The organism is Geobacillus sp. FSL K6-0789 (assembly GCF_038593135.1).
GTDB classification, from domain to species: Bacteria; Bacillota; Bacilli; order Bacillales; family Anoxybacillaceae; genus Geobacillus; species Geobacillus stearothermophilus.
Window position 1 is genome coordinate 1,482,610 of sequence record NZ_CP151966.1, and the last position, 19,488, is coordinate 1,502,097.

A 19,488-nucleotide genomic window follows, 5' to 3' on the forward strand; every position below is an offset into this window, starting at 1 on the left:
GTTTGGAAGAGGGGGATTTGCTTACCATAATTTGTATCCTTTCGATCCCGGCGGAGCATTTTGAATGATGTCAATGAGCGGCACCGTATAGGCGATGACAATGAGCGCCACAACGAGGCCGATCCACAGCTTCCAGTTTTCGAGCGCCAACGCCGCCCGTTCCTGCGGGGCGGCCGCTTCGGCGACCGGGAATTCGGTTTCGCCTTTCGGAGCGAGAAACGCTAGGTTAATGACGATGACAAGAATCAAAATGATGCCGATGAACAAAATGGTGCCGCCGACCGCCTGGGCGATTTGGTACGGAATCCATTCAAGCGCCTGCGGCGAGTTGCCGTATGTGGAGAACGCTGAGCGCCGTGGCGCCCCGAGCAAGCCTGCAAAGTGCATCGAGCCGGACATAAATGTCATCCCGACCGCCCATACGATCGTTTGGATGATGGCAAGCCGGTTCATCGCTTTCGTCATCACCCGGCCGGTCAAATGCGGGATGAGCCAATACGATGCGCCAAAAAACGTTAACACAACCGTCGTGGCAACGGTCAAATGGAAGTGGCCGGTCACCCAAATCGTGTTATGAACGACTTGGTTGAGCTGGTGCGAAGCATTGATGATTCCACCCGTGCCGGCCGGAATGAAAAACAGCATCCCGACAAACGGTGCGAAAAAGCGGGCGTCGCCCCACGGCAATTTCCGCCACCAGCCGAACAGGCCGGTTGCCCCCTGCGAGCGGCCGTACGATTCAAACGTCGCAAACATGGCAAACGCTGTCATGAGCGACGGAATGATGACCATAAACGTCAAGACGACTTGCACGTACTTCCAAAACGGCGAAATCCCTGGCTCCAGCAATTGATGGTGAAAGCCGACTGGAATCGAAAACAGTAAAAACAAGATAAACGCCAGCCGCGCGAGCGAATCGGAGAATATTTTGCCGCCGATCACTTTCGGGATGACAGCGTACCAAACCATATACGCCGGCAATAGCCAGAAGTAGACGAGTGGATGCCCGAAATACCAAAACAGCGTCCGGCTCAAGAGCACGTTCACCCGATCCGTGAGCCCAAGCGACCACGGAATGAGCTGAAAGACGACGGTGGCGGCTACGCCAAGCGTGCAGATGAGCCATAATACCATATTCGTGACAGACATAAACGCCAACAGTGGGCTCGCCTGACCGCGGTGCGCCTTCCGCCAGCGCGCGTAATGGGCAAACATTCCAAACCCGCTCACCCAGCTGCCGACGACGACGAGCGCCAAGCCGATGTAAAAGCCAGCGTGCGCCTGAAGCGGCGCGTAAAACGTATATAAGACAGATGCTTGGCCGGTTAGGATGAAAAAGGCTGTGCAGGCCGTCCCTGCCGTCATCATCCAAAAACCGATCCAGCCGAGCCGGCGCGAACCGTCCGAGAGCGCTCCGGTCGTGCGGCTGACCGCAGCGAACTGAAAGCCGATAATGAAAAACGTCGTCAGCACAAGCCCAAGCAAGACGCCGTGCGTCGTCAAAATCGTGTAATAGCTGATCCCAGCCGGCAGCTCAAACTTGCCGGAACGGACGAGTGTTTGCAACAAACCGGCGAATCCCCCGAGCGCCAGGGCGGTAAAGGCGACAAACAAATGTGCCAGCGCCAGTTTGGCGTCGCGGCGATCGACTTTTTCCAACGAGTTCACCATCTCACTCCACCACCTTAATGCGCGCCGTCATCATATGGTGGCCGGCGCCGCAATATTCATTGCAAAGAATCGTATACTCGCCCGGTTTGTCAAACGTCGTTGTCAAGCTGTTGACATAGCCGGGTTCGACCATCATATTGATGTTCGTTCCGGGAATTTCAAACCCGTGAATGACATCTTTTGAGGTGACGTTGATCGTCACTTTCGCTCCTTTTGGAATTTCAATGGCATTTGGCGTAAAGGAAAACGCGGCCACGACGATGTTCAGTTCGTATTCGTCATCCCCTTTTTTCACAAGCCCCGGATGATCAAACGGCGGGGTAGTGTCCACTTTTTCCGGATCGATTGTCGTCAGACAGCTTGGCGGCTGCTGTCCGGCGGCGAAAGCGCTCACGCCGACGACCGTCAAAAAGACGATCAAACAACCGATGCCGAACGTCAGCCAAATTTTTTCATACTTATGAATGTGCATCTCAAGTCCCTCCCTTGCCGCTTACAGGCGGTGTAAAAATAAAAAGTAGACGCTGACCCAGGCGAAAATGATGAAAAAGCCGAGCAAAAACACGGACGACAGCGTGCCACTGAGCGCCGGCTCTTTTTCCTTTTTTGTTTGCCGGTCCATTGCCGTCGGTTTTGTCCGCTCTGGTTTGGCCATCCTTTCATCCCTCCTCGTGCGTTTTGGATTCATCCCCCATAACGTTGACAGGCAGGTGCGCCAAGCGTGAGTTTCCCTGCTTTGACACTATCATAACCGTACAAAACGGCTGCAACAGTGACTTTTCTCACAAAAACAACACAAGAAGTTTGAACAAATGGTGACGATGGTGAACAATGTAGGAAAAGGGCGGGAAGGAAAAAGGCGGCGGATCCGTCTGATGAGGGACAGCGGCAACGGTTTTGTCCCGGACAGAATCGGAACGAAGATAGCTGACGGCAAAGGAGAGTAAAAACGAATGATTAATTATTTTTTTATTTAATGTTCGTTTTTTTTTTTTTATTAAAAAACCGCTTCTCATCCGCCGCTTTCCGTGGTATACTGCTAGTAACTGAATCACGCTGACTCACTCATATAATCGCAAGAATACGGCTTGCGAGTCTCTACCAGCCGACCGTAAATCGGCTGACTATGAGTGGTAATGTCAAGGGGGGCGGCCATGGCCGTCTTGCGCCTTCCTTTTGCCTTGGCTTAAAAGACATTGCCTGACTCATGGAATGAGTGAGGCCGGTGTTTTTTAAGCTTTTTTATTTTGGAGGGGATTGGCATGCGCGAATTGCTCGAAAAAATTGCCACTGAAGGAGAGGTGCTGGCCGGCGGGGTGCTGAAAGTCGATCGCTTTTTGAACCATCAGGTCGCCCCACAGCTGATGAAGCGGATCGGCGAAGCGTTTGCCGGCCGGTTTTGCGGCGAGCGGCCGACGAAAGTGTTGACGCTTGAGTCATCGGGCATCAGCCCGGCCATCATGGCCGCGTATGAACTTGGCATCCCGCTTGTCGTTGCCCGTAAGCCGATTTGGCTATGCAAGAAAACTTGCTGATCATTGTTTGCTCGGTCGGCATAGGGCTTGGGGTGACGGCGGTGCCGAACTTGTTTGCTGAGCTTCCGGCGGGCCTGCGCATTTTGACGGACAGCGGCATCGTCGCCGGCGGCCTCACCGCCATCCTTTTAAATGCCGTCTTCCATTTCGGCAAGGCGAGAAAATCGGCTGCACTGCCGTTGCAGGAACAAAAAATTTCATAATCGTATTGATCGCTTTCATAGAAATCCATCAGCTGTTCCTGAGGCTGCGGCCGCGCTTCGTGCCGCCGCTGCGGGGAGAACGGGCGTGTGTTTCCGGCAGTGCGCAAGTAAAACAAAGACAGCCGGCTGTGAAACGGTTCCATTGACGCCAATGGCTCGCCGGCTGCGGGCCGGGGAAAAACATTCATCCCGCTGAACGAACCGGCGGGATTTTTTTGTTTTCCTATTGGGAAACGGGGCGAAATACAGTAAAATGAATGTAAATGACATTGACGGAAACAAAGGGGTTTTGGTCATGGGAATATTGTGATCGAGCGGCCGCCATTGCGGCCGTGGCTGGCGAAAATGACAAATATGCACGACCGGCTTCAGCAAGCCGGCGACAACGAAAATGCCGATAAAGTGAAGCATGCCGATGCGCTGCTGTTTGTCACGTATTACAACCACGCGTTCTCGAAGGCAGACCGGGAGTTTTTGCTGCAGCTCGGGCGCGTCAAAGATGCGTTTTCGCTTGATAAAATGTTTTTCATCATCAATGCGGCTGATTTGGCCCAGTCGAAAGAGGAGCTTGAGGCCGTCATTTCCTATATGAACGGAGAGCTCGCCCGCTTCGGCATCCGCTTCCCACGCCTTTATGCGCTCTCAAGCCGCTTGGCGCTGGCGGAAAAAACGGGGGCCGAGCCCGGTCCGCGCGGCGTCTTGGCGGACTCCGGCTTGTCTGCCTTTGAAACCGACTTCTTCCGCTTCTTAACGGAAGAACTGGCGGAAGTCGCCGTCGAGAGCGCATATGCCGAGCTTGAGCGGGCGCGGCGGGCGGCAGAGGAATTCGCGCGCGCCGCAGGGCAAAGCGAAGCGGAAAAAGCGGAGAAACGGCAGGCGCTTGAGGCGGTGAAAACGAAGATGCACGCCGTGCTTGCTGGCATTGATGATGCCTACGGCCGGCAGGCGCTTCGCCAGGAAGTCGACGAATTGCTCTATTACGTCAAGCAGCGCGTCTTTTTCCGCCTCAACGATGTGTTTAAGGAGGCGTTCAACCCGGCGGTGCTCCGCGACGACCAAGGCCCGGCGCGGCGGGCGCTTGAGCGTTGCCTCGACGAGTTGCTCGCATCGGTTGGCTTTGATTTGGCCCAAGAGTTGCGGGCGACGAGCTTGCGTGTTGAGTCGTTTTTGCACAAACAGCTGGCCGAGCAGTTCTCGCGCCTATTCCATGAGCTTCGTCGTTTCGATGATGCGCTCGCGCTCACGCCGCCTGAGCCGTTTGCCTTTTCGGCGCCGGAGTTTGCCAACGCCCTTGGGGATGTAGACCGGGTGCGGTTTACCAAGGCGCTTTCGCTGTATAAAAACGCCAAATCGTTTTTTGAGCGCGACGAAAAGCGGCGGATGAAAGAGGAAATTGAGGCGGCGCTTGTCGAGCCGATCGACGCCTATTTGGCTGAGCAAAAAGAGCGGCTTGTGGCGACGTACGCAGAACAATACAAGGATGCCGTCGCCGCACTTTTGGCCGCTCTCGCGGAACAAGTCGACAGCTATATGGAGGGCTTGCTTGCCGCGCTCGCCGAAGCGGCGGATCATGAGGCGCTCGCCCGCATCGAAGCGGCGCTTCGCGGCCTTCTTTCGGGCCGCGTCGGGGAGGCGCGTTGATGAACCGGTTTCACGCTTGCGCTACATGCATCTACTACCGTATAGAAAAGCGAGCCGACGGGCTGTACACGTATTGCCGCCGGCTCGGCTATAAGACGAAGCCAAACTATCGGTTCAACTGCTGGACGCCAAAACCGAACGTCCGGCGTTTGATGGAAAAAGAAGCAGGAAAGGACGAGGACCATTGAGCGAAGTACATCACGCCATCACCGCCCATATCAACAAACAGCACGCCATCTTAAAGCGGTTTGCCGCCCTTGAGCTCGAGCGCGAGCGGCGCATCGATGAGGCGGTTGAACGGTGCCGCCGCGGTGAGCCGTTTACGGTCGAGGCGATCAATGAAGTGACGAAACAAATGAACGAGCTGGCCGCCGGCGGCCTCGTGCCGGCGCGCCGCTATGTAACGCCAGAGATGGTGCGCGACTACGTGCGCCGGCTTGAAGAGAAGTAACGTACACAGCCAAAGCGTTGGCATTGGCTTCCCGGCTGCCGGCCTGTAAGCAGGCCGGGCTGATGAAAACGAAAGAGGGGGGAGGAACAATGGCGTCTCTCGTTTCCCACGAATGGCTGTTGGCGCATTTGTCCGATGAAACCATCCGCATTGTTGATTGCCGGTTTTGGCTTGGCGATCCGGCTAAAGGGGCGTCTCTTTACCGGGAAGACCATATTCCCGGAGCGGTGTATATGGACTTAGAGCGCGACTTGTCGGGCCCGGTCGGAGAGCACGGAGGCCGCCATCCGCTTCCATCAGCCGCCCAAGCGGCGGATGTGTTTAGCCGGGCCGGCATTGACGACACGACGATGGTCATCGCCTACGATGACCAAAACGGGGCCATGGCCGCGCGCTGTTGGTGGCTGCTCCGGTATTTCGGCCATGCGCGCGCATACGTGTTGGATGGCAACTACAGCGAATGGAAACGAAAAGGAAATCCGGTGACGCGCGCCATTTCAGCTGTGCCGCCGCGGCGGTTTCAGCCGCGTCCGGACCGATCATGGCTCGCAACGGTCGAGGATGTGCGAGCCGCCGTTCGCGACCGTGCAGCGATGCTCATTGATTCCCGCGAGTGGAAGCGGTATGCCGGGTTGGAGGAGCCGATCGACCGCCGGGCCGGCCGCATTCCCGGGGCGGTGCACCGATTTTGGAAAGACGGGGTGACGGAAGGAGGCTACTGGAAAAGCGCTGTCGAGCAGGCGGCTCGGTTTGCCGATTTTGACCGTGGGCAGCCGTTGATCGTTTACTGTGGTTCCGGCGTCACCGCCTGCCCGAACGTGTTGGCGCTCCACGAAGCTGGTTATCACAACGTTCGGCTGTACGTCGGCAGCTTCAGCGACTGGATTTCCTATCCCGATCATCCGGTTGAAATGGACCACCCGTCCTCGGACGCCTAGTTTCGAAATTGTTTCGCGCATCGTTTTTCTCCGGCAGCGCATACTATGTGTGAACCGTTGAAACAAAAAGGAGGCGAGTGCATGGGCCGGACAAAACTTGGCAATGCCAATGCCCAACGAAACAACAACGCCAAAAAGAAAAACGGCTTCAATGAATGGACGAGCGAGTTTGCTTCGTACGCCGAGGTGGAAGCCGAGAAACTGAAAAACGACCATAAAAACATCCGTTAATGACGAGGGCTCGTCCCTCGTTTTTTCGTCCTTAGACGTCAACGTTGGCAAACACAAACGTATGTGCTATAATGATGGGCAGAGCGGCGGAGGGCGCTGGATGGAAGAAAGGGCGCCGGCCGGCAGGGAGGGAAATGCGTGCGGAAATGGTTTGTCGTCCTATTGTTTTTGGCCGTTGCCGGCTATGGTCTTTGGAATGCGATGGCTGCCGGGAACGAACAGGAAACAGACGAAATAGAAAGCGGCCCGGGCATCGGTCAGACGGCCCCTGATTTGACGCTGCCGACGCTTGGCGGCAAAGCCGTCCGGCTGTCTGATTTGCGCGGCAAAGCGGTTGTCCTCAACTTTTGGACGTCGTGGTGTCCGCCGTGCAAAAAGGAAATGCCGGAGCTTGAGGCGTTTTACAAGCAGCACGGCCGCGAAGTCATGTTGCTTGCCGTCCATTTGACGACGCAAGATACGCTCGATAATGCGGAGCGATTTGCGAAAGACAAAAAACTGACGTTGCCCGTCGCCTTGGATGTGCGCGGCGAGGCGCTTCACCGATACCGAATCCAGACGATTCCGACGACGTATATCATCGACCCAAACGGCGTCATCCGGCAAAAAATCATCGGCCCGGTGACCGCCGCGCAACTCGAAAAGAAGACAGCGCTCTTTCGTTGACCGAACAGTTTTGACGGAAGGCGCTTTTTTTTATGGTTCATTATTTTTTGAAAAGTTGTCATAATTTTTATCTTTTTTGGGCATGAATAAGATTACAATATAAATGAGGGGAGGTTGATAGCGATGAGACGATCCCGCAAAATGACTCTCCAAGAACTGATCAGCGAGAACAAACGGCAATTGTTGAGCGACCGGGAAGCGCTCGAGAAAATCGAGAAAAAGCTGGAAGAGCGGATGCTCAAGAAAGCAGAATGACCCATGCATAGCGGTCCTCCGGGCGGACAGACTAGATGGCGAGGAGGCGAAGACAATGAGCAATCCGAAAGGAAGCCGCAAACATTTTGTTCCCAACCATATCGGAACACAGCCTCGCGCCGCTGGAGGAAACAAAGGCAAACAAATGCAAGATCAATCCGGCCAGCATGCTCAAGTCATCCAAACGAAGGGTGAGTAGCTGGAAAATCTCGTAAAGGAGGAAGCCTATATGCCGCGTCCGAAACCGGATGACCGCAGCGACAATGTTGAGAAGCTGCAAGAGATGGTGCAAAACACCATTGAAAATATTGAAAAAGCCGAAGAAACGATGCAGTTTGCTTCCTCGGAAGAGCGGGAGAAAATTCGCGAGAAAAACCGCCGCCGCGAAGAAGCGATCGCGGCCATGCGCGCGGAAATTAAAGACGAAGCCGCTGCACGGGAGCACGGCTACCAATTATGACAAAGCTGCCCCGATGCGGGCGGCTTTGTTTTTTGGGTTGCCGCTTGAGCGGCCGGACGGACAAATGGTAACATAAAGGAGAAGCCCGGCAAAAAATGGAGGGAGAACGAACATGAAAGTGGCAGAAAAACAAATTGAAGTGCGTTATGCGGAAACAGACCAAATGGGCATCGTCTACCACGCGAACTATTTAGTTTGGATGGAAGTCGGGCGTACGGAATTGATCAAACAGCTTGGCTTTCATTATGCCGACATGGAGAAAGAAGGCATCATTTCGCCTGTTGTCGATTTGCAAGTGTCGTACAAAAAGCCGCTTCGTTATGGGGAAACGGCGACCGTCCGCACATGGATTGACGCTTACGACGGCATCCGCGTCACATACGGCTACGAGATTCTCGCCCCGGACGGCGAGGTGGCCGTGACCGGCAAATCGCAGCACGTTTGCGTCAAGCGCGATACGTTTCGGCCGATCGTCATCCGCAAATATTTTCCCGAGTGGCATGAAGCGTATGAGCGGGCGAAACGATAAAGGGGAGCGGTGCGATGGCGTTTGGCATTCGCCGCCACGAGCTCGCGGCATGGAAAGAAAAAGTGAAGCGCGGCGAAATCGCCTTTTTGACCCATTATTGGCATGATGAACGGTTTCCGCACTGCACGACGGTGACGAAAGTCGGCTGCGCCGATGTCGAAAAACTTGCCGCCTGGGGGAGGCAATACGGGCTGAAGGAAGAGTGGATCGACCGGCGCAACGAGTTTCCGCATTTCGATTTGCTTGGGGAGACGCAGGTGCGCATTTTGCGGCAAGAAGGCCGGCTTCATGAGCTGGAACGATTCACGAAACGGGGGAAGAAGGAGTCATGATCGATTTGGCTGTTGTAAAAGAAATGACAAAACATACGTTAATCGAGACGCTCGGCATCGATATCATCGAGCTTGGCGAAGGGCGTGTCGTGGCGACGATGCCGGTCGACCATCGCACGCATCAGCCGGCCGGGCTGTTGCACGGCGGAGCATCGGTTGCCTTGGCCGAGACGGTCGCCAGCATCGGCGCGTACGCGCTTGTGGACCCCAACACGGAAAACGTCGTTGGATTGGAAATCAACGCCAATCACGTCCGCGTCGTTCGCCGTGGGACGGTGACGGCGACAGGGACGGTGTTGCACCGCGGCCGGACGACGATGGTTTGGAATGTGCGCATTACGGACGAACAAGGGGAGCTCGTCTGCATCTCCCGCTGCACGATCGCCATTATTCGAAAAAGCTAGCGTCACGGCTAGCTTTTTTCGCTGGTTAATGGAGCAAAAACACCGGTTCGCCGCTTTTTTCGTCCAAATCAACCGTCAAATCGCGGCCGTCAAAATACCATTGGTCGCTGTCTTCGACAAAAAACGTCACGCCGTCAACCGTTGTCTGCGCCGCTGGCTCTCCTGCCGGCTCGTCTTTCGTCATGCCAAGCGAAAACCCTTTTTGCACGGTGCTGTACCCGCCGTAGCGGACAAAAAAGCGGATCGCATCGCCCGGCTTCAGCCCGAGCTCCTGCTTGTACCAATCAAACGCTTTTTTTGTAATCATGATATTCATGGCTTCCCCTCCTCACTTGTTTATTATAAGTGAATGGACGGCGCCTGTAAAACGATTGTGTGAACATGAGTCAGTCAAGACTTTGTGGAGAACATTTTTTCGGTTCACTACGGGCGTTGTCAATCACTAGTTAGCGAACCATTTTCAGGAATTGATATCGTAAGCGCTTTCGGGCTCTCATCCCTCATCTTGAAGTGATGATATTGTATTCCATTTTTTTACACCCAACCACCATCCCGGAGCGCCGACAACGCTTGATGGATCGGCGTCCCGGATGACCGCTGCAGACACGGTAGATTCTGACGCACCACATCTGCCCATAACCGTCCGGCCTTCCGTTTGGCCTGTTCAACCCGCTTGGACTTTGTTGAGGCCGAGGCCGCCGTTCGGGTCTCTTCTTCCTCCACCAACTGCCCATTTCTCCGCCAAATCCCGTCGATTCGGGCCGCCATCGCCCTCAGAAACGCCCGAAGCCCTTGGTCTTTCCAGCTGCGGCGGGATTTCACCCGATGCGCAAACCGGCTCATCACGCTCTCGGCGTGGCCCATCGGACGCATGCCGGTCGTCTCCACCCCTTGCTCCGACAGCCACTCCCGATAGTCCCGGATGCATCCCGGCATCGACTCGATCCGGCGAATCAAGGCGGCCAGCTGTTGTTCTTTGCCTTCGTCCCCCAACGTGCCGACCGCGCTGTTCAGCTCGACCAAAAGTCCTTCTTCGTCTTGTTTCGCCAGCTTCCTCCGCACCTCCCGCCAACGCGGATGGCCGGACAGACACTGACGCAGCTCCCGCGCCACATGAAATCGATCCAGCTGAAAGCACGCCCGCTTCCCAAAATACTCCCGGCAGGCCGTGATCCACGACGCCGCGTCGCCGTTGATGATCAAAAGGTCCCGGCACGGATCATAGGCATATTCGTTCATCAGCCACTCTTCAAACCGTTCCCACACGTCTCCCGCCCCTTCATGGAGGTAGTGGCGCCGGTTCACGAGCTCGAGCTGCGAACCGTTTCGTTTCCATCCCTCGTGAACCGCCAGGATTTTCTCTTCTTTCGCCCGTTTCCCTTTCCCCTGGCGGGAAATGAACAGCCCATCCGCCTCCACAAATAGCACTCGGCCGTGCCGTTGGGAAACAGGGCGGTGCAGCGAGACAGGGGCCTCCAGCACCAGTTGGCGAATCGCCTCGTGGCTTAGGACCGCATACCCCACGATCGACTCCAACGTACGGGCCGCTTTGCGGTAGGAAGAGCACTCTACGGCCAACTCGACCGCCGTTTCCTCGAGGCAAGGGCTGATCGACTGCGCTCCATCAAAGCCCAGTTCGGCATCCAGCAAGAAGGTATAGTTCCCCGTTTGCCGGTCATAGTAGTAGTTCCGTCGAAACGTCACTTCTCCAAACAGCGTTTGGATCGTAGTCGGCCGTTTGTCTTTCAGCTGATACCGGCGCTTGTCCCGCGCTTCCGCCAGTTGTTGATCAATCTCCTCCAAAAGGGCCGCCAACAAGACAGCGAACACCTTTTGAAGAGTTCTGACTAATTGTTCCTCCAGCTCTTTTAATAAAGGCCATTCTGTGGTAAGATGTTTCATGGACTCTCTCCCTCCTGTTTTATGGATGTTGGTCATCACCATCATAGCAGGGAGAGAGTCCTTTTTGCATGACATTTGCTTTTTTCTACCGCGCTTCGCTTGGTGGCCCCGACGAGCGTCGCGAACAAAAGTTCGCAACCCTCGTCGGGGAATCATTCCGGAATGTCACCCACAAATATTTTACTCACACTGTGAACATTAGCTGACAATTTTAGGATAAAACGCTTTCCATAAAGTGGCGGTGTCCTTGTTTTCATCGGTTGGAGTAAAACGCTGGCTGGCGGCAAACAGTAAAAGCGAAGGGGGTGAGGGCGGTGGGCAAAAAGCGGACGTTTCCGCTCAGCTACGAATCCGACGGACTGATGGGGAAAAGCAATGAAAAGCATCCGCGCCGCTCGGACAGCCAGCAAACGGGCAAACAAGCGCCTGATTTTTTCAACACGACGCCATCGAGCGAATAAAAAAGCCGAATCGAACGGGCGATGGTTGAACATCGCGCTGTTTTGTGAATAAAGTAGCCAGTAGGCTGCTTTTTTTCATGGCAACTACTATACAAACGGGCCGGTCCGCGTTATCATTACTTGAGGGACATCTTTTTTGAAAGGAGTGGCGTTTTCGTATATGAGTAGTTCGAGCCCGAACGAACCGGAACCGGAATATAGCGGGGAACGCGGCCTGTTCCTTTTTCCGCCCGCTGCTCATCATACGAAAACGAGCTCCGGACGGAAAGGAAGAGGCGCCGCCTTTCTCGCATGAAAAGGAGGAAGGATGCCAGATGATGAAAATGTATTTGTCTGATGCGAGCGGCAAAATGCGCGAAATTGACCGGATCGAAAACGGCTGCTGGATCAATCTCGTCGCTCCGACCGAGGACGAAATTCGCTACATCGCCCACCATTTGGACATTCCGATCGATTCGATCAAAGATGCGTTGGACGACGAGGAGCGGTCGCGCGTCGAAAAGGAAGACAACCATGTGCTCATTATCGTCGACATTCCGATCGCCGCCCATGATGAAGTGGACGGCCCGATTTATGAAACGATTCCGATCGGCATGATCATTACGAACACATGCTTTATCACCGTCTGTTTGCAAGAAAATCCGATTTTTGAGGAATTTTCAAAAAACAAAATCAAAAACTTTTACACGTTTATGAAGACGCGGTTTGCGTTGCAAATGCTGTACATGATTTCCACGTATTATTTGCGCTACTTGAAGCAAATCAACCGGCGGACGAGCGAAATTGAAAAAGAGCTGCACCAGTCGATGAAAAACAAAGAACTGTTTTCGCTCCTTAGCATGGAAAAAAGCTTAGTCTACTTTATGACGTCGCTCAAGGCGAACAACATCGTCATGGAGCGGCTTATGCGCCTCAACTATTTGCGCATGTACGAAGATGACCAAGATTTGCTGCAAGACGTCATTATTGAAAACAAGCAGGCGATTGAAATGGCCGAAGTATACAGCAGCATTTTAAGCGGCATGATGGATGCGTTCGCTTCGGTCATCTCGAACAACTTAAACATTGTGATGAAGTTTTTGACCGCCATTACGATCGTCATTTCGCTGCCGACGATGGTGGCGAGTTTCTACGGCATGAACGTACCGATTCCGTACCAACACTCTCCGTACGCCTTTTTGATCGCGATGGCGCTCGCCGGTTCACTGTCAGCGGCGACGGCGTACATCTTTTGGAAAAAGCGATACTTTTGACGGCCGGCGGAACAACGGCTGCCCTATTGTTCGGGCAGCCGTTTTTGCGTTCTTGCCGCCACTCCGCCGGAGAGGATAAACTTCATCGCCTCTTCCGGCGCCATGTCGATGACTTCAACTTGTTCTTTTGGAACGAGGAGCGTCAGCCCCGCAACTTGAAACGTCTGCGGAACATAGACGGCCACATAATCGGCCAGCGGATCGTGCCAGGCGCCGACGTCATCCATTGTAATGAAGCCGAGGCATTTCCAGCCGCTTTCCGGCAGCGTGACGAGCACGACTTTGGAAAACGACCGTTTTTCCCCGATCAAAGAGGCGATCGTATCTTTGGCGACCGAATAAACGGTTTTCAGGAAGGGAATGCTTTCAAGCAACCGGTCGATCAGTCGAATGAGGCGGCCGCTCACGTATTGCGTCGACAGCCAGCCGAAGACCGTGATGAGCGCAACCGTTGCGAGCAAACCAAGGCCGGGGACGTAGCGGCCGTCCAGGTGTGGGCGGACGTATTGACCGAGCAATCCGTCCAAAACGGTGAATACTTTGTAGCACACATAGACCGCTACGAAAATCGGCACGATCGTCAACATGCCGTTTAGGAAATTTTTGGCCAAAAAGCGCATCCGTTTGCTCCCCTTTCCTTCATTCTCTTTGGCGCGGAGCTCCCCACTTCGATCGACGGAAACAAGCGGGAAGCTGCTCCTTTCCTACCATACCAGTTTTTCTTTTTGCCGACAACGCTTTTAAAAGGACGGCAGTCGACGGAAAAGCGGATTAAAGAAGGATTTATTGAACCAACGCTAAAAGAGGCGGTGCCGGGCGATTTAGGCCTTGTGTTGCCGTACAACACGATGAAAAGCTTGATTGAGATGACGGAAGCGCTCAATCACGTCACCCCGGGGCTGGCGTCGGAACATACGCTCTTTTATGGCGTCGAGGCGAAGTTTTATTCGGCGCGCCCGAAGCTAAACGACCGGTTTGAAACAGAAATTGCTGGGCTGTACGTTGGCGGCGACGGCGCCGGCATTACGCGCGGCCTCGCCCAAGCGAGCGCTTGCGGCGTCTGGATCGCCCGCGACATCGTCGAAAAATTGACGCGCTAAGCTGAAGGCGGCAAGGCAGGCTGTCCGAAACGGAAGCTTGCCTTGTTTTGCATCGGATGGTTCATCAGCGGGCGTTCGCCCGAAAAGTAAACTTAAAATAAATTTAGGTTGACAATCAATCGCCCGATTCGTTACGATAAATGTAATGATGTGGAAAGGGGAGAGGAACGATGGCAAATTGGCTTCATTTGGCTGAACAAGTGCTCGACGGCCATGAACTGACCGACGAGGAAGCGCTGGCGATATTGGATTGTCCGGACGAGGAGCTGCTCCTTCTTTTGCAAGGGGCGTACCGCATCCGCTCGGCGTACTACGGCAACAAGGTAAAACTGAATATGATCATTAACGCTAAGTCCGGTCTCTGTCCGGAAAATTGCGGCTACTGTTCCCAGTCGGCCGTAGCGACGGCGCCCGTGAAAACGTACAAAATGGTTGATAAGGAGACGCTGCTCCGCGGAGCGGAAGAAGCGCACCGGCTGCGCATCGGAACGTATTGCATTGTGGCGAGCGGCCGCGGGCCGAGCGATAAGGAGATCGACACCGTTGTGTCCGCGGTCAAGGAAATTAAAGAGCGGTTCGGGCTGAAAGTGTGCGCCTGCCTGGGGATTTTAAAGCCGGAGCAGGCGGCGCGGCTGAAGGAGGCGGGCGTGGACCGCTATAACCATAATATTAACACGTCAAAACAGCACCACCCGAACATTACGACGTCCCATACATACGACGATCGGGTGCGGACGGTGGAAACGGTGAAAGAGGCGGGTCTTTCGCCGTGTTCCGGCGTCATTGTCGGCATGAAGGAAACAAAGCGGGATGTCGTTGAGATGGCGCGCAGCCTGCGGGCGCTCGACGCGGATTCCATTCCGGTCAACTTTTTGCACGCGATCGACGGAACGCCGCTGGCCGGCACGAACGAGCTAAACCCGCGCTATTGCTTGAAAGTGTTGGCGCTGTTCCGGTATATGAATCCAACGAAAGAAATCCGCATCGCCGGCGGACGCGAAGTGAACTTGCGCTCCCTTCAGCCGCTCGGGCTGTATGCCGCCAACTCGATTTTTGTCGGCGACTATTTGACGACGGCCGGGCAGGAAAAGGCGGCCGATTATCAAATGCTTGAAGATCTAGGATTTGAAATTGAATTTGCCCCAGCACCGCCCGCCGGGGTGGTGTAACGGTTGACGGGGCTGACTCAAAAGTCCCTTTTTGATGGAATGTAACCGAAGTATGTGAAAGAGACCACCTCTGAAATCCTCGGTTTTACCGGGTTTTTCATGGTGGTCTATTTTTATGTCGCCCCAGATAGGAGCATTACCGCTCTTTTGGGTCAGCCCTTTTTCATATGGCTAGTCCGGGATCGGTCATTGGAAACGGCTTCTAGAAGGACGGGGATTTTATGGAAACAGCGGCCCGATGGTTGGCATGAAACGCGAACGTGGCGCGTACGATGGCAATACAAGCGGCAAAAAAGCTTCACAAACAGAAAAAAGCTCATTATAATAGCAACAAAGAGAAAGGAAGGGGATGGGGAAACATGGCAAGATCGTTTTATCGTTACTTATTGCGCTTCCGCCACGGGTGTGAAGAAGATCCAATCGTCCGGTTTGCGAACGGGGCGTACGATGACCACAGCTTTCCAAAAGGATCGGCCGACTACGAGGAGCTCAGCGGGTATTTGGAGGTGCATGGCGATTATTTGGAAAGCATGGTTCTCTTTGATGAACTATGGGAGCAGTTTTTACACGAAGCATAACATGGAAGAGGGTTTTGCTCCGAATATTGACAGCGATTTCAATCGTTTTTCCGCGCTGGCAAAGGTGTCCACCCTTGTATGCATGCATATACTATACTAACCATTTGTTCAACAAGGGTGGGAGATGCCAATGAGCGCGCCGAAACGCCCGAAATTTTCTGTCGGCGATATCGTTGTCAATACATTGTACGGAACAGTCGGAACCGTCACCGATATTCAGCAAGTAGACGGCACGTTTTTGTACGAAATCAACCATGGCCATAGCCTGTTTGCTGAGCAGACGCTCGTGTTGTTGTCTGAATTTACCGGCGATTTGTGGATTGCCGAAGAAATTGAAATTGAGCTGCCGTTTTTCCTTGGCGAAATTGTCCGCGTCCGCGATTATGGCGGCCAATTGTTCAAAGTCGTTGGAGTGCGGACAGAAATTTACCGCTATTATGGGGAAGGATGGGAAGAGACGATTTATGAATTGAAACGGCTGACGGACGGCTGGGAAATTGAAGTCCATCTCGAAGATATGATTCCGCTGGCCGATGGGGACGAAACGTCCGTCACGCTCGTGCAAGATATCGTGATCGCCGCGCCGATGAAGGCCTCGATCGCGCTGCCGCCTGCCGGCGAAAAGAGTGGGCCGTCGGTTGACGACCTGCTTGATATGTACAATGACTACAAAGCGCTGTATGAATGGTTCGGCGATGACCAATACAAACGAATGATGGAAACGGTTGTTCAACGGTTGCAAACGATTGTAAACTACCATAATAGGAACTGACAAAGAACAAAGAGAAAGTAGGGAATGCCGGCGAAGAGGACGAACGCAGCCATTCTGTTAACAATTGTTTCCATTATTTTATCTGCAATCGTCAGCTTGTCCATTTTGTTCCGCCTCCGTATTTTTTTGTTTTATTGGTACATATGGTATGAAGGAAGCGGAAAAAGTAGTACAACATGATTTTTGACATAAAACGGAAGGCGGCGACATACAACATTACAAAGGGGGCGAGATGGAGTGAAGGAGATTGAAGTGATTATTGATACGGAGGAGATCGCCGAATTTTTTTACCAACAGCTCATCCGCCGCGGCTTTGTGCCGACGCAGGAGGAACTGGAAGAGCTCGCGGATATTACGTTTGACTATTTGCTGGAAAAATGCATTATCGACGAAGAGATTGATGTCGACGACGAGTAACCGTCGTCGTTTTTACAATTACTCGGCCGCCGCGATGGCGGCCGCTTTCATCATGGCCAAATGCCGCTCGTAGCGGTCGGTCACCTCGCCTGAGGCCGGAAGCGGAAGCGTCTCGAGCGCCCGCATGATCGTGTCGTCGGTGAACCAGTCGCGCCGATCGTCAAAAGAATGGGTGAGACTCCCATGACAAAAAAATTTCGTCACCATCGGAAGGATGAAAAGACCTCTATGTTGAATTTTACAATTTTACACATTTTGGAGTTCGGGTATTTTCAGGATAGGATACCGTCAAGTATGCCGGTTGACCGTGACGGCCGCCGATCATCATGAGGCGCTGTCGATTTTGTACCGAATGTTTAACGTGGCTGATTTGATTCCGAAAAACTGCCAAGCTCGGTTTATGGGGACCGGCGATATTGTCTTGATCGACGAAGGGCGGAAAGGACAGACGTACTACCACCTCTGCCCGGATGACTGGAAACGGGTGGAACGCCAGCTTGTCTGTTGACGGAATATTCAAAAATACAGTCGCCTTCAACCGATTGGGGATGGTATAATAGCGATAACATCGAATAAAGCCCGGCCGTTTAGGGAACGGATAAGAAAGGAAAGGGGGCGGATCAGATGGAAGAGCAAAGACAACGGCGCGACACGCCGACGGTAGCGCCGGGAATTGACGATGATGAAGTGTTGAACGAAAAGGCGACGGAAGAGGAAATTGAGCGCGGAGACTATACGAAAGTCGTCACACTGGCGTGGGACGAAGTCGAGCCGTCGGAGCCCTGATCGAAATAGAAACCCTTGTGCGGCACAAGGGTTTCTCCGGTTTTGTTACGATTCGGGATTGTCGTGATGGCCCGGGCCGTTTTTCCGGCCGCCGGCGGCCGAGTATTCCTTGGCGTGCGCTGCGTCTTCAGCGATCAACGCCTCTTTTGGAATATGGTTGTTCTTTTTCTGCCCGTTGATGCGGTTGCGATGCTTTTTGCCCATCGTTTTCCCTCCTTGAACTGTCGTTGTCGTTAGTGTATGCGGCAAAAGGGCGGTTCATCGACGGAAAATGTTTGCAGGCGGCGCCGGGCGGGCGGAGCGGAGACTGAAGGGAACTGGGAGGGGGACGGAATATGGCCGCATTGGCGCTGGCGCTGTGCGTCGTCTCGATCGCCGCGTCGCTTTGGCTCAAAGAGCAGGTGGAGCGCGTTTTGTTTCGCTGGAGAAACGTTCCTGTTCTCCATGCGGCCAATATCGTCATCATTGCGGCCATCGTTGCGGTTGCCTATTATCAGCTGAGCGGCATCGGCGTCTACTTGCGTGATTTGGCCGACATCGATGGATTTTGGTATGTATTTGCCGGAACAACGCAGCTTGTGCTGCCGCTTTATTTGTTCGCCTGCTGGCTGCTCGCCAGGCGGCGCGGACGCGAGAAAAAATATACGCGCAGCAAAGACAAAAAGGTGCTGTATATCAACGAAAGGTATCTTGCGCGCCGCTATCGCGACGATTATCGTTCGAAAACGTCTTAAAAAGGGAGAGCAGCTCTCCCTTAAAATTTTGTTTTTTCTTTTTTGGACGTTGACGGCTGGTTGTTCGCTTTTGAGGATGGATTCGTTTTGTTGGCGTACTCCACCGCCTGCTCAAGTTTCTTTTTCACCGTCTTTCCTCCTTTCCCGCCGTGTGGGCACGAATAGTATGCCCGCCTTTCGCTCAAGCTACTCGAAGCAAGACTGCCATTTTCCGCAAACATATGATATGATAAACAAGGGCATGGCCGAACCATAACCGTTCGAAGTCATAAGGAGGAATCGAGTTTGAGCGTACATATCGGAGCCAAACAAGGGGACATCGCCGAACGCATTTTGCTGCCGGGCGACCCGCTGCGCGCCAAATACATTGCCGAGACGTTTTTGGAAGGGGCGGTGTGCTACAATGAAGTGCGCGGCATGTTCGGATTTACGGGGACATACAAAGGGCATCGCGTCTCCGTCCAAGGGACGGGGATGGGAGTGCCGTCCATTTCGATTTATGTCAACGAATTGATCCAAAGCTATGGAGTAAAGACGCTCATCCGCGTCGGAACATGCGGCGCCATTCAACCGGATGTGCGCGTGCGTGACGTCATTTTGGCGATCGGCGCATCCACCGATTCTAACATGAACCGTCTCATTTTCCGCGGCCGCGATTATGCGCCGACGGCGGATTTCCACTTGCTGCGGACGGCATACGACGTTGGAATGGAAAAAGGATTGGCGCTCAAAGTCGGCAACGTCTTTACCGCCGACATGTTTTACAACGACGAACCAAACTGGGAAACGTGGGCGCGCTACGGCGTATTGGCCGTCGAGATGGAAACGGCGGCGCTCTATACGTTGGCGGCCAAATTCGGCTGCCGGGCGCTGTCGGTGCTGACGGTCAGCGACCATATTTTAACCGGCGAGGAGACGACAGCCGAAGAACGGCAAACGACGTTTAACGAAATGATCGAGGTGGCGCTCGAAGCGGCGGTTCGCAGCAGCTGATGATGCG

29 protein-coding genes, 4 pseudogenes and 1 riboswitch are annotated in these 19,488 nt (G+C 53.9%); of the genes and pseudogenes, 25 read left to right on the plus strand and 8 right to left on the minus strand.

Annotation, left to right across the window (positions count from 1 at the left end):
• Window positions 1-21: 21 nt before the first annotated feature.
• From NSQ51_RS07635 to NSQ51_RS07645, 3 genes are read right to left on the minus strand one after another with little or no spacing between them, the layout of a single operon-like run.
• The gene (locus tag NSQ51_RS07635; RefSeq protein ID WP_049625392.1) at window positions 22-1,671 is read right to left on the minus strand and encodes a b(o/a)3-type cytochrome-c oxidase subunit 1; all 1,650 of its coding nucleotides are present in this window, start codon (window positions 1,669-1,671) and stop codon (window positions 22-24) included.
• A gap of 1 nt (window position 1,672) precedes the next feature.
• Window positions 1,673-2,143, minus strand: coding sequence for a cytochrome c oxidase subunit II (locus tag NSQ51_RS07640; RefSeq protein WP_033015318.1), 471 nt, complete (start codon window positions 2,141-2,143; stop codon window positions 1,673-1,675).
• 21 nt (window positions 2,144-2,164) lie between these two features.
• A complete protein-coding gene (locus NSQ51_RS07645; protein ID WP_049625393.1) occupies window positions 2,165-2,326 on the minus strand; it encodes a cytochrome c oxidase subunit 2A in 162 nt (53 codons plus the stop codon).
• A gap of 390 nt (window positions 2,327-2,716) precedes the next feature.
• Window positions 2,717-2,818, plus strand: a riboswitch (purine riboswitch).
• A 115-nt stretch (window positions 2,819-2,933) separates the two neighbouring features.
• Between NSQ51_RS07645 and NSQ51_RS07650 the strand changes: the two are divergent.
• The 14 genes and pseudogenes from NSQ51_RS07650 to NSQ51_RS07715 form a co-directional block, all read left to right on the plus strand.
• Window positions 2,934-3,176: pseudogene (locus NSQ51_RS07650) on the plus strand (xanthine phosphoribosyltransferase); the annotation flags it as partial.
• A gap of 2 nt (window positions 3,177-3,178) precedes the next feature.
• Window positions 3,179-3,409: pseudogene (locus NSQ51_RS07655) on the plus strand (xanthine permease); the annotation flags it as partial.
• Between the two features lie 402 nt (window positions 3,410-3,811).
• Window positions 3,812-5,050, plus strand: a pseudogene (locus NSQ51_RS07660) (dynamin); the annotation flags it as partial.
• Complete coding sequence (locus NSQ51_RS07665) at window positions 5,050-5,238, plus strand: hypothetical protein (protein ID WP_033015314.1); 189 nt, start codon at window positions 5,050-5,052, stop codon at window positions 5,236-5,238. The pseudogene NSQ51_RS07660 and the gene NSQ51_RS07665, both read left to right, overlap by 1 nt.
• Window positions 5,235-5,501 (plus strand): YpbS family protein, encoded by a 267-nt coding sequence (locus tag NSQ51_RS07670; RefSeq protein WP_049625395.1) that lies wholly within the window; start codon window positions 5,235-5,237, stop codon window positions 5,499-5,501. The genes NSQ51_RS07665 and NSQ51_RS07670 overlap by 4 nt, the downstream gene beginning before the upstream one ends.
• Before the next feature lie 89 nt (window positions 5,502-5,590).
• Complete coding sequence (locus tag NSQ51_RS07675) at window positions 5,591-6,439, plus strand: sulfurtransferase (protein WP_049625396.1); 849 nt, start codon at window positions 5,591-5,593, stop codon at window positions 6,437-6,439.
• Between the two features lie 81 nt (window positions 6,440-6,520).
• The gene (locus tag NSQ51_RS07680) at window positions 6,521-6,670 is read left to right on the plus strand and encodes a hypothetical protein (protein ID WP_015374731.1); all 150 of its coding nucleotides are present in this window, start codon (window positions 6,521-6,523) and stop codon (window positions 6,668-6,670) included.
• Window positions 6,671-6,808: 138 nt separating this feature from the next.
• Complete coding sequence (locus NSQ51_RS07685; protein WP_020753890.1) at window positions 6,809-7,336, plus strand: TlpA disulfide reductase family protein; 528 nt, start codon at window positions 6,809-6,811, stop codon at window positions 7,334-7,336.
• A gap of 123 nt (window positions 7,337-7,459) precedes the next feature.
• Window positions 7,460-7,591: an FbpB family small basic protein gene (locus NSQ51_RS07690; RefSeq protein WP_080706519.1), complete on the plus strand. Its 132-nt coding sequence runs from the start codon at window positions 7,460-7,462 to the stop codon at window positions 7,589-7,591.
• A gap of 55 nt (window positions 7,592-7,646) precedes the next feature.
• A complete protein-coding gene (locus NSQ51_RS07695; protein ID WP_011231056.1) occupies window positions 7,647-7,790 on the plus strand; it encodes an acid-soluble spore protein N in 144 nt (47 codons plus the stop codon).
• Window positions 7,791-7,820: 30 nt separating this feature from the next.
• Window positions 7,821-8,051 carry a small acid-soluble spore protein Tlp gene (gene tlp, locus NSQ51_RS07700; protein ID WP_033015308.1) on the plus strand — a complete coding sequence of 77 codons (231 nt, stop codon included), beginning with the start codon at window positions 7,821-7,823 and terminating at the stop codon, window positions 8,049-8,051.
• Window positions 8,052-8,163: 112 nt separating this feature from the next.
• On the plus strand, window positions 8,164-8,580 hold the full coding sequence (locus NSQ51_RS07705; protein WP_049625397.1) for a thioesterase family protein: 417 nt from the start codon (window positions 8,164-8,166) through the stop codon (window positions 8,578-8,580).
• Window positions 8,581-8,594: 14 nt separating this feature from the next.
• Window positions 8,595-8,912: a hypothetical protein gene (locus NSQ51_RS07710; protein WP_033015303.1), complete on the plus strand. Its 318-nt coding sequence runs from the start codon at window positions 8,595-8,597 to the stop codon at window positions 8,910-8,912.
• Window positions 8,909-9,316, plus strand: coding sequence for a hotdog fold thioesterase (locus NSQ51_RS07715; protein WP_049626772.1), 408 nt, complete (start codon window positions 8,909-8,911; stop codon window positions 9,314-9,316). The genes NSQ51_RS07710 and NSQ51_RS07715 overlap by 4 nt, the downstream gene beginning before the upstream one ends.
• Window positions 9,317-9,341: 25 nt before the next feature.
• Here NSQ51_RS07715 and NSQ51_RS07720 read toward each other — a convergent pair whose 3' ends face one another.
• Together NSQ51_RS07720 and NSQ51_RS07725 are read right to left on the minus strand one after the other, a co-directional pair.
• Window positions 9,342-9,632: a HesB/YadR/YfhF family protein gene (locus NSQ51_RS07720; protein ID WP_033015298.1), complete on the minus strand. Its 291-nt coding sequence runs from the start codon at window positions 9,630-9,632 to the stop codon at window positions 9,342-9,344.
• Between the two features lie 218 nt (window positions 9,633-9,850).
• The gene (locus NSQ51_RS07725) at window positions 9,851-11,218 is read right to left on the minus strand and encodes an ISLre2 family transposase (RefSeq protein WP_339238914.1); all 1,368 of its coding nucleotides are present in this window, start codon (window positions 11,216-11,218) and stop codon (window positions 9,851-9,853) included.
• A 314-nt stretch (window positions 11,219-11,532) separates the two neighbouring features.
• Here NSQ51_RS07725 and NSQ51_RS07730 point away from each other — a divergent pair, with 314 nt between their 5' ends.
• Window positions 11,533-11,679 (plus strand): hypothetical protein, encoded by a 147-nt coding sequence (locus NSQ51_RS07730; RefSeq protein WP_162839626.1) that lies wholly within the window; start codon window positions 11,533-11,535, stop codon window positions 11,677-11,679.
• A gap of 314 nt (window positions 11,680-11,993) precedes the next feature.
• Window positions 11,994-12,932: a magnesium transporter CorA family protein gene (locus tag NSQ51_RS07735; protein WP_033015297.1), complete on the plus strand. Its 939-nt coding sequence runs from the start codon at window positions 11,994-11,996 to the stop codon at window positions 12,930-12,932.
• 23 nt (window positions 12,933-12,955) lie between these two features.
• On the opposite strand, the gene NSQ51_RS07740 is transcribed toward NSQ51_RS07735, so the two are convergent.
• A complete protein-coding gene (locus NSQ51_RS07740) occupies window positions 12,956-13,552 on the minus strand; it encodes a DUF502 domain-containing protein (RefSeq protein WP_033015295.1) in 597 nt (198 codons plus the stop codon).
• A gap of 117 nt (window positions 13,553-13,669) precedes the next feature.
• Here NSQ51_RS07740 and NSQ51_RS07745 point away from each other — a divergent pair.
• The 5 genes and pseudogenes from NSQ51_RS07745 to NSQ51_RS07765 form a co-directional block, all read left to right on the plus strand.
• A pseudogene (locus NSQ51_RS07745) lies at window positions 13,670-14,032 on the plus strand (hypothetical protein); the annotation flags it as partial.
• 170 nt (window positions 14,033-14,202) lie between these two features.
• Window positions 14,203-15,201, plus strand: a complete 999-nt coding sequence (gene bioB / locus NSQ51_RS07750; protein ID WP_033015291.1) for a biotin synthase BioB — start codon at window positions 14,203-14,205, stop codon at window positions 15,199-15,201.
• A 359-nt stretch (window positions 15,202-15,560) separates the two neighbouring features.
• Complete coding sequence (locus NSQ51_RS07755; RefSeq protein ID WP_033015279.1) at window positions 15,561-15,779, plus strand: YozE family protein; 219 nt, start codon at window positions 15,561-15,563, stop codon at window positions 15,777-15,779.
• A gap of 130 nt (window positions 15,780-15,909) precedes the next feature.
• Window positions 15,910-16,551 (plus strand): hypothetical protein, encoded by a 642-nt coding sequence (locus NSQ51_RS07760; protein WP_033015277.1) that lies wholly within the window; start codon window positions 15,910-15,912, stop codon window positions 16,549-16,551.
• 237 nt (window positions 16,552-16,788) lie between these two features.
• Complete coding sequence (locus NSQ51_RS07765) at window positions 16,789-16,968, plus strand: YozD family protein (protein ID WP_033015276.1); 180 nt, start codon at window positions 16,789-16,791, stop codon at window positions 16,966-16,968.
• An 18-nt stretch (window positions 16,969-16,986) separates the two neighbouring features.
• Here the strand turns inward: NSQ51_RS07765 and NSQ51_RS07770 are convergent, their stop codons facing one another.
• A complete protein-coding gene (locus NSQ51_RS07770; protein WP_049625473.1) occupies window positions 16,987-17,175 on the minus strand; it encodes a hypothetical protein in 189 nt (62 codons plus the stop codon).
• Between the two features lie 94 nt (window positions 17,176-17,269).
• Here NSQ51_RS07770 and NSQ51_RS07775 point away from each other — a divergent pair, with 94 nt between their 5' ends.
• Both NSQ51_RS07775 and NSQ51_RS07780 read left to right on the plus strand, forming a co-directional pair.
• Window positions 17,270-17,476: a hypothetical protein gene (locus NSQ51_RS07775; RefSeq protein ID WP_233434084.1), complete on the plus strand. Its 207-nt coding sequence runs from the start codon at window positions 17,270-17,272 to the stop codon at window positions 17,474-17,476.
• A 116-nt stretch (window positions 17,477-17,592) separates the two neighbouring features.
• A complete protein-coding gene (locus NSQ51_RS07780; RefSeq protein ID WP_162839633.1) occupies window positions 17,593-17,754 on the plus strand; it encodes a hypothetical protein in 162 nt (53 codons plus the stop codon).
• 45 nt (window positions 17,755-17,799) lie between these two features.
• Here NSQ51_RS07780 and NSQ51_RS07785 read toward each other — a convergent pair whose 3' ends face one another.
• Window positions 17,800-17,958: a hypothetical protein gene (locus NSQ51_RS07785; protein ID WP_017437412.1), complete on the minus strand. Its 159-nt coding sequence runs from the start codon at window positions 17,956-17,958 to the stop codon at window positions 17,800-17,802.
• 131 nt (window positions 17,959-18,089) lie between these two features.
• Here NSQ51_RS07785 and NSQ51_RS07790 point away from each other — a divergent pair, with 131 nt between their 5' ends.
• Together NSQ51_RS07790 and deoD are read left to right on the plus strand one after the other, a co-directional pair.
• On the plus strand, window positions 18,090-18,488 hold the full coding sequence (locus NSQ51_RS07790; RefSeq protein WP_049626110.1) for a hypothetical protein: 399 nt from the start codon (window positions 18,090-18,092) through the stop codon (window positions 18,486-18,488).
• Between the two features lie 285 nt (window positions 18,489-18,773).
• The gene (gene deoD / locus NSQ51_RS07795; protein ID WP_033009203.1) at window positions 18,774-19,481 is read left to right on the plus strand and encodes a purine-nucleoside phosphorylase; all 708 of its coding nucleotides are present in this window, start codon (window positions 18,774-18,776) and stop codon (window positions 19,479-19,481) included.
• The last annotated feature ends 7 nt before the right edge of the window (window positions 19,482-19,488 follow it).

Bases quoted from the DNA above. Each gene is read 5' to 3' on its own strand.
- NSQ51_RS07720 (WP_033015298.1), bottom strand. From the start codon at position 9,632: ATGAATATCATGATTACAAAAAAAGCGTTTGATTGGTACAAGCAGGAG.
- NSQ51_RS07695 (WP_011231056.1), top strand. From the start codon at position 7,647: ATGAGCAATCCGAAAGGAAGCCGCAAACATTTTGTTCCCAACCATATC.
- NSQ51_RS07710 (WP_033015303.1), top strand. From the start codon at position 8,595: ATGGCGTTTGGCATTCGCCGCCACGAGCTCGCGGCATGGAAAGAAAAA.
- NSQ51_RS07740 (WP_033015295.1), bottom strand. From the start codon at position 13,552: ATGCGCTTTTTGGCCAAAAATTTCCTAAACGGCATGTTGACGATCGTG.
- NSQ51_RS07645 (WP_049625393.1), bottom strand. From the start codon at position 2,326: ATGGCCAAACCAGAGCGGACAAAACCGACGGCAATGGACCGGCAAACA.
- NSQ51_RS07640 (WP_033015318.1), bottom strand. From the start codon at position 2,143: ATGCACATTCATAAGTATGAAAAAATTTGGCTGACGTTCGGCATCGGT.
- NSQ51_RS07665 (WP_033015314.1), top strand. From the start codon at position 5,050: ATGAACCGGTTTCACGCTTGCGCTACATGCATCTACTACCGTATAGAA.
- NSQ51_RS07780 (WP_162839633.1), top strand. From the start codon at position 17,593: ATGGAAGAGCAAAGACAACGGCGCGACACGCCGACGGTAGCGCCGGGA.
- NSQ51_RS07735 (WP_033015297.1), top strand. From the start codon at position 11,994: ATGATGAAAATGTATTTGTCTGATGCGAGCGGCAAAATGCGCGAAATT.
- NSQ51_RS07790 (WP_049626110.1), top strand. From the start codon at position 18,090: ATGGCCGCATTGGCGCTGGCGCTGTGCGTCGTCTCGATCGCCGCGTCG.
- NSQ51_RS07705 (WP_049625397.1), top strand. From the start codon at position 8,164: ATGAAAGTGGCAGAAAAACAAATTGAAGTGCGTTATGCGGAAACAGAC.
- NSQ51_RS07725 (WP_339238914.1), bottom strand. From the start codon at position 11,218: ATGAAACATCTTACCACAGAATGGCCTTTATTAAAAGAGCTGGAGGAA.
- NSQ51_RS07635 (WP_049625392.1), bottom strand. From the start codon at position 1,671: ATGGTGAACTCGTTGGAAAAAGTCGATCGCCGCGACGCCAAACTGGCG.
- NSQ51_RS07715 (WP_049626772.1), top strand. From the start codon at position 8,909: ATGATCGATTTGGCTGTTGTAAAAGAAATGACAAAACATACGTTAATC.
- NSQ51_RS07785 (WP_017437412.1), bottom strand. From the start codon at position 17,958: ATGGGCAAAAAGCATCGCAACCGCATCAACGGGCAGAAAAAGAACAAC.
- NSQ51_RS07675 (WP_049625396.1), top strand. From the start codon at position 5,591: ATGGCGTCTCTCGTTTCCCACGAATGGCTGTTGGCGCATTTGTCCGAT.
- NSQ51_RS07680 (WP_015374731.1), top strand. From the start codon at position 6,521: ATGGGCCGGACAAAACTTGGCAATGCCAATGCCCAACGAAACAACAAC.
- NSQ51_RS07770 (WP_049625473.1), bottom strand. From the start codon at position 17,175: ATGGTGACGAAATTTTTTTGTCATGGGAGTCTCACCCATTCTTTTGAC.
- bioB (WP_033015291.1), top strand. From the start codon at position 14,203: ATGGCAAATTGGCTTCATTTGGCTGAACAAGTGCTCGACGGCCATGAA.
- tlp (WP_033015308.1), top strand. From the start codon at position 7,821: ATGCCGCGTCCGAAACCGGATGACCGCAGCGACAATGTTGAGAAGCTG.
- NSQ51_RS07690 (WP_080706519.1), top strand. From the start codon at position 7,460: ATGAGACGATCCCGCAAAATGACTCTCCAAGAACTGATCAGCGAGAAC.
- NSQ51_RS07755 (WP_033015279.1), top strand. From the start codon at position 15,561: ATGGCAAGATCGTTTTATCGTTACTTATTGCGCTTCCGCCACGGGTGT.
- NSQ51_RS07760 (WP_033015277.1), top strand. From the start codon at position 15,910: ATGAGCGCGCCGAAACGCCCGAAATTTTCTGTCGGCGATATCGTTGTC.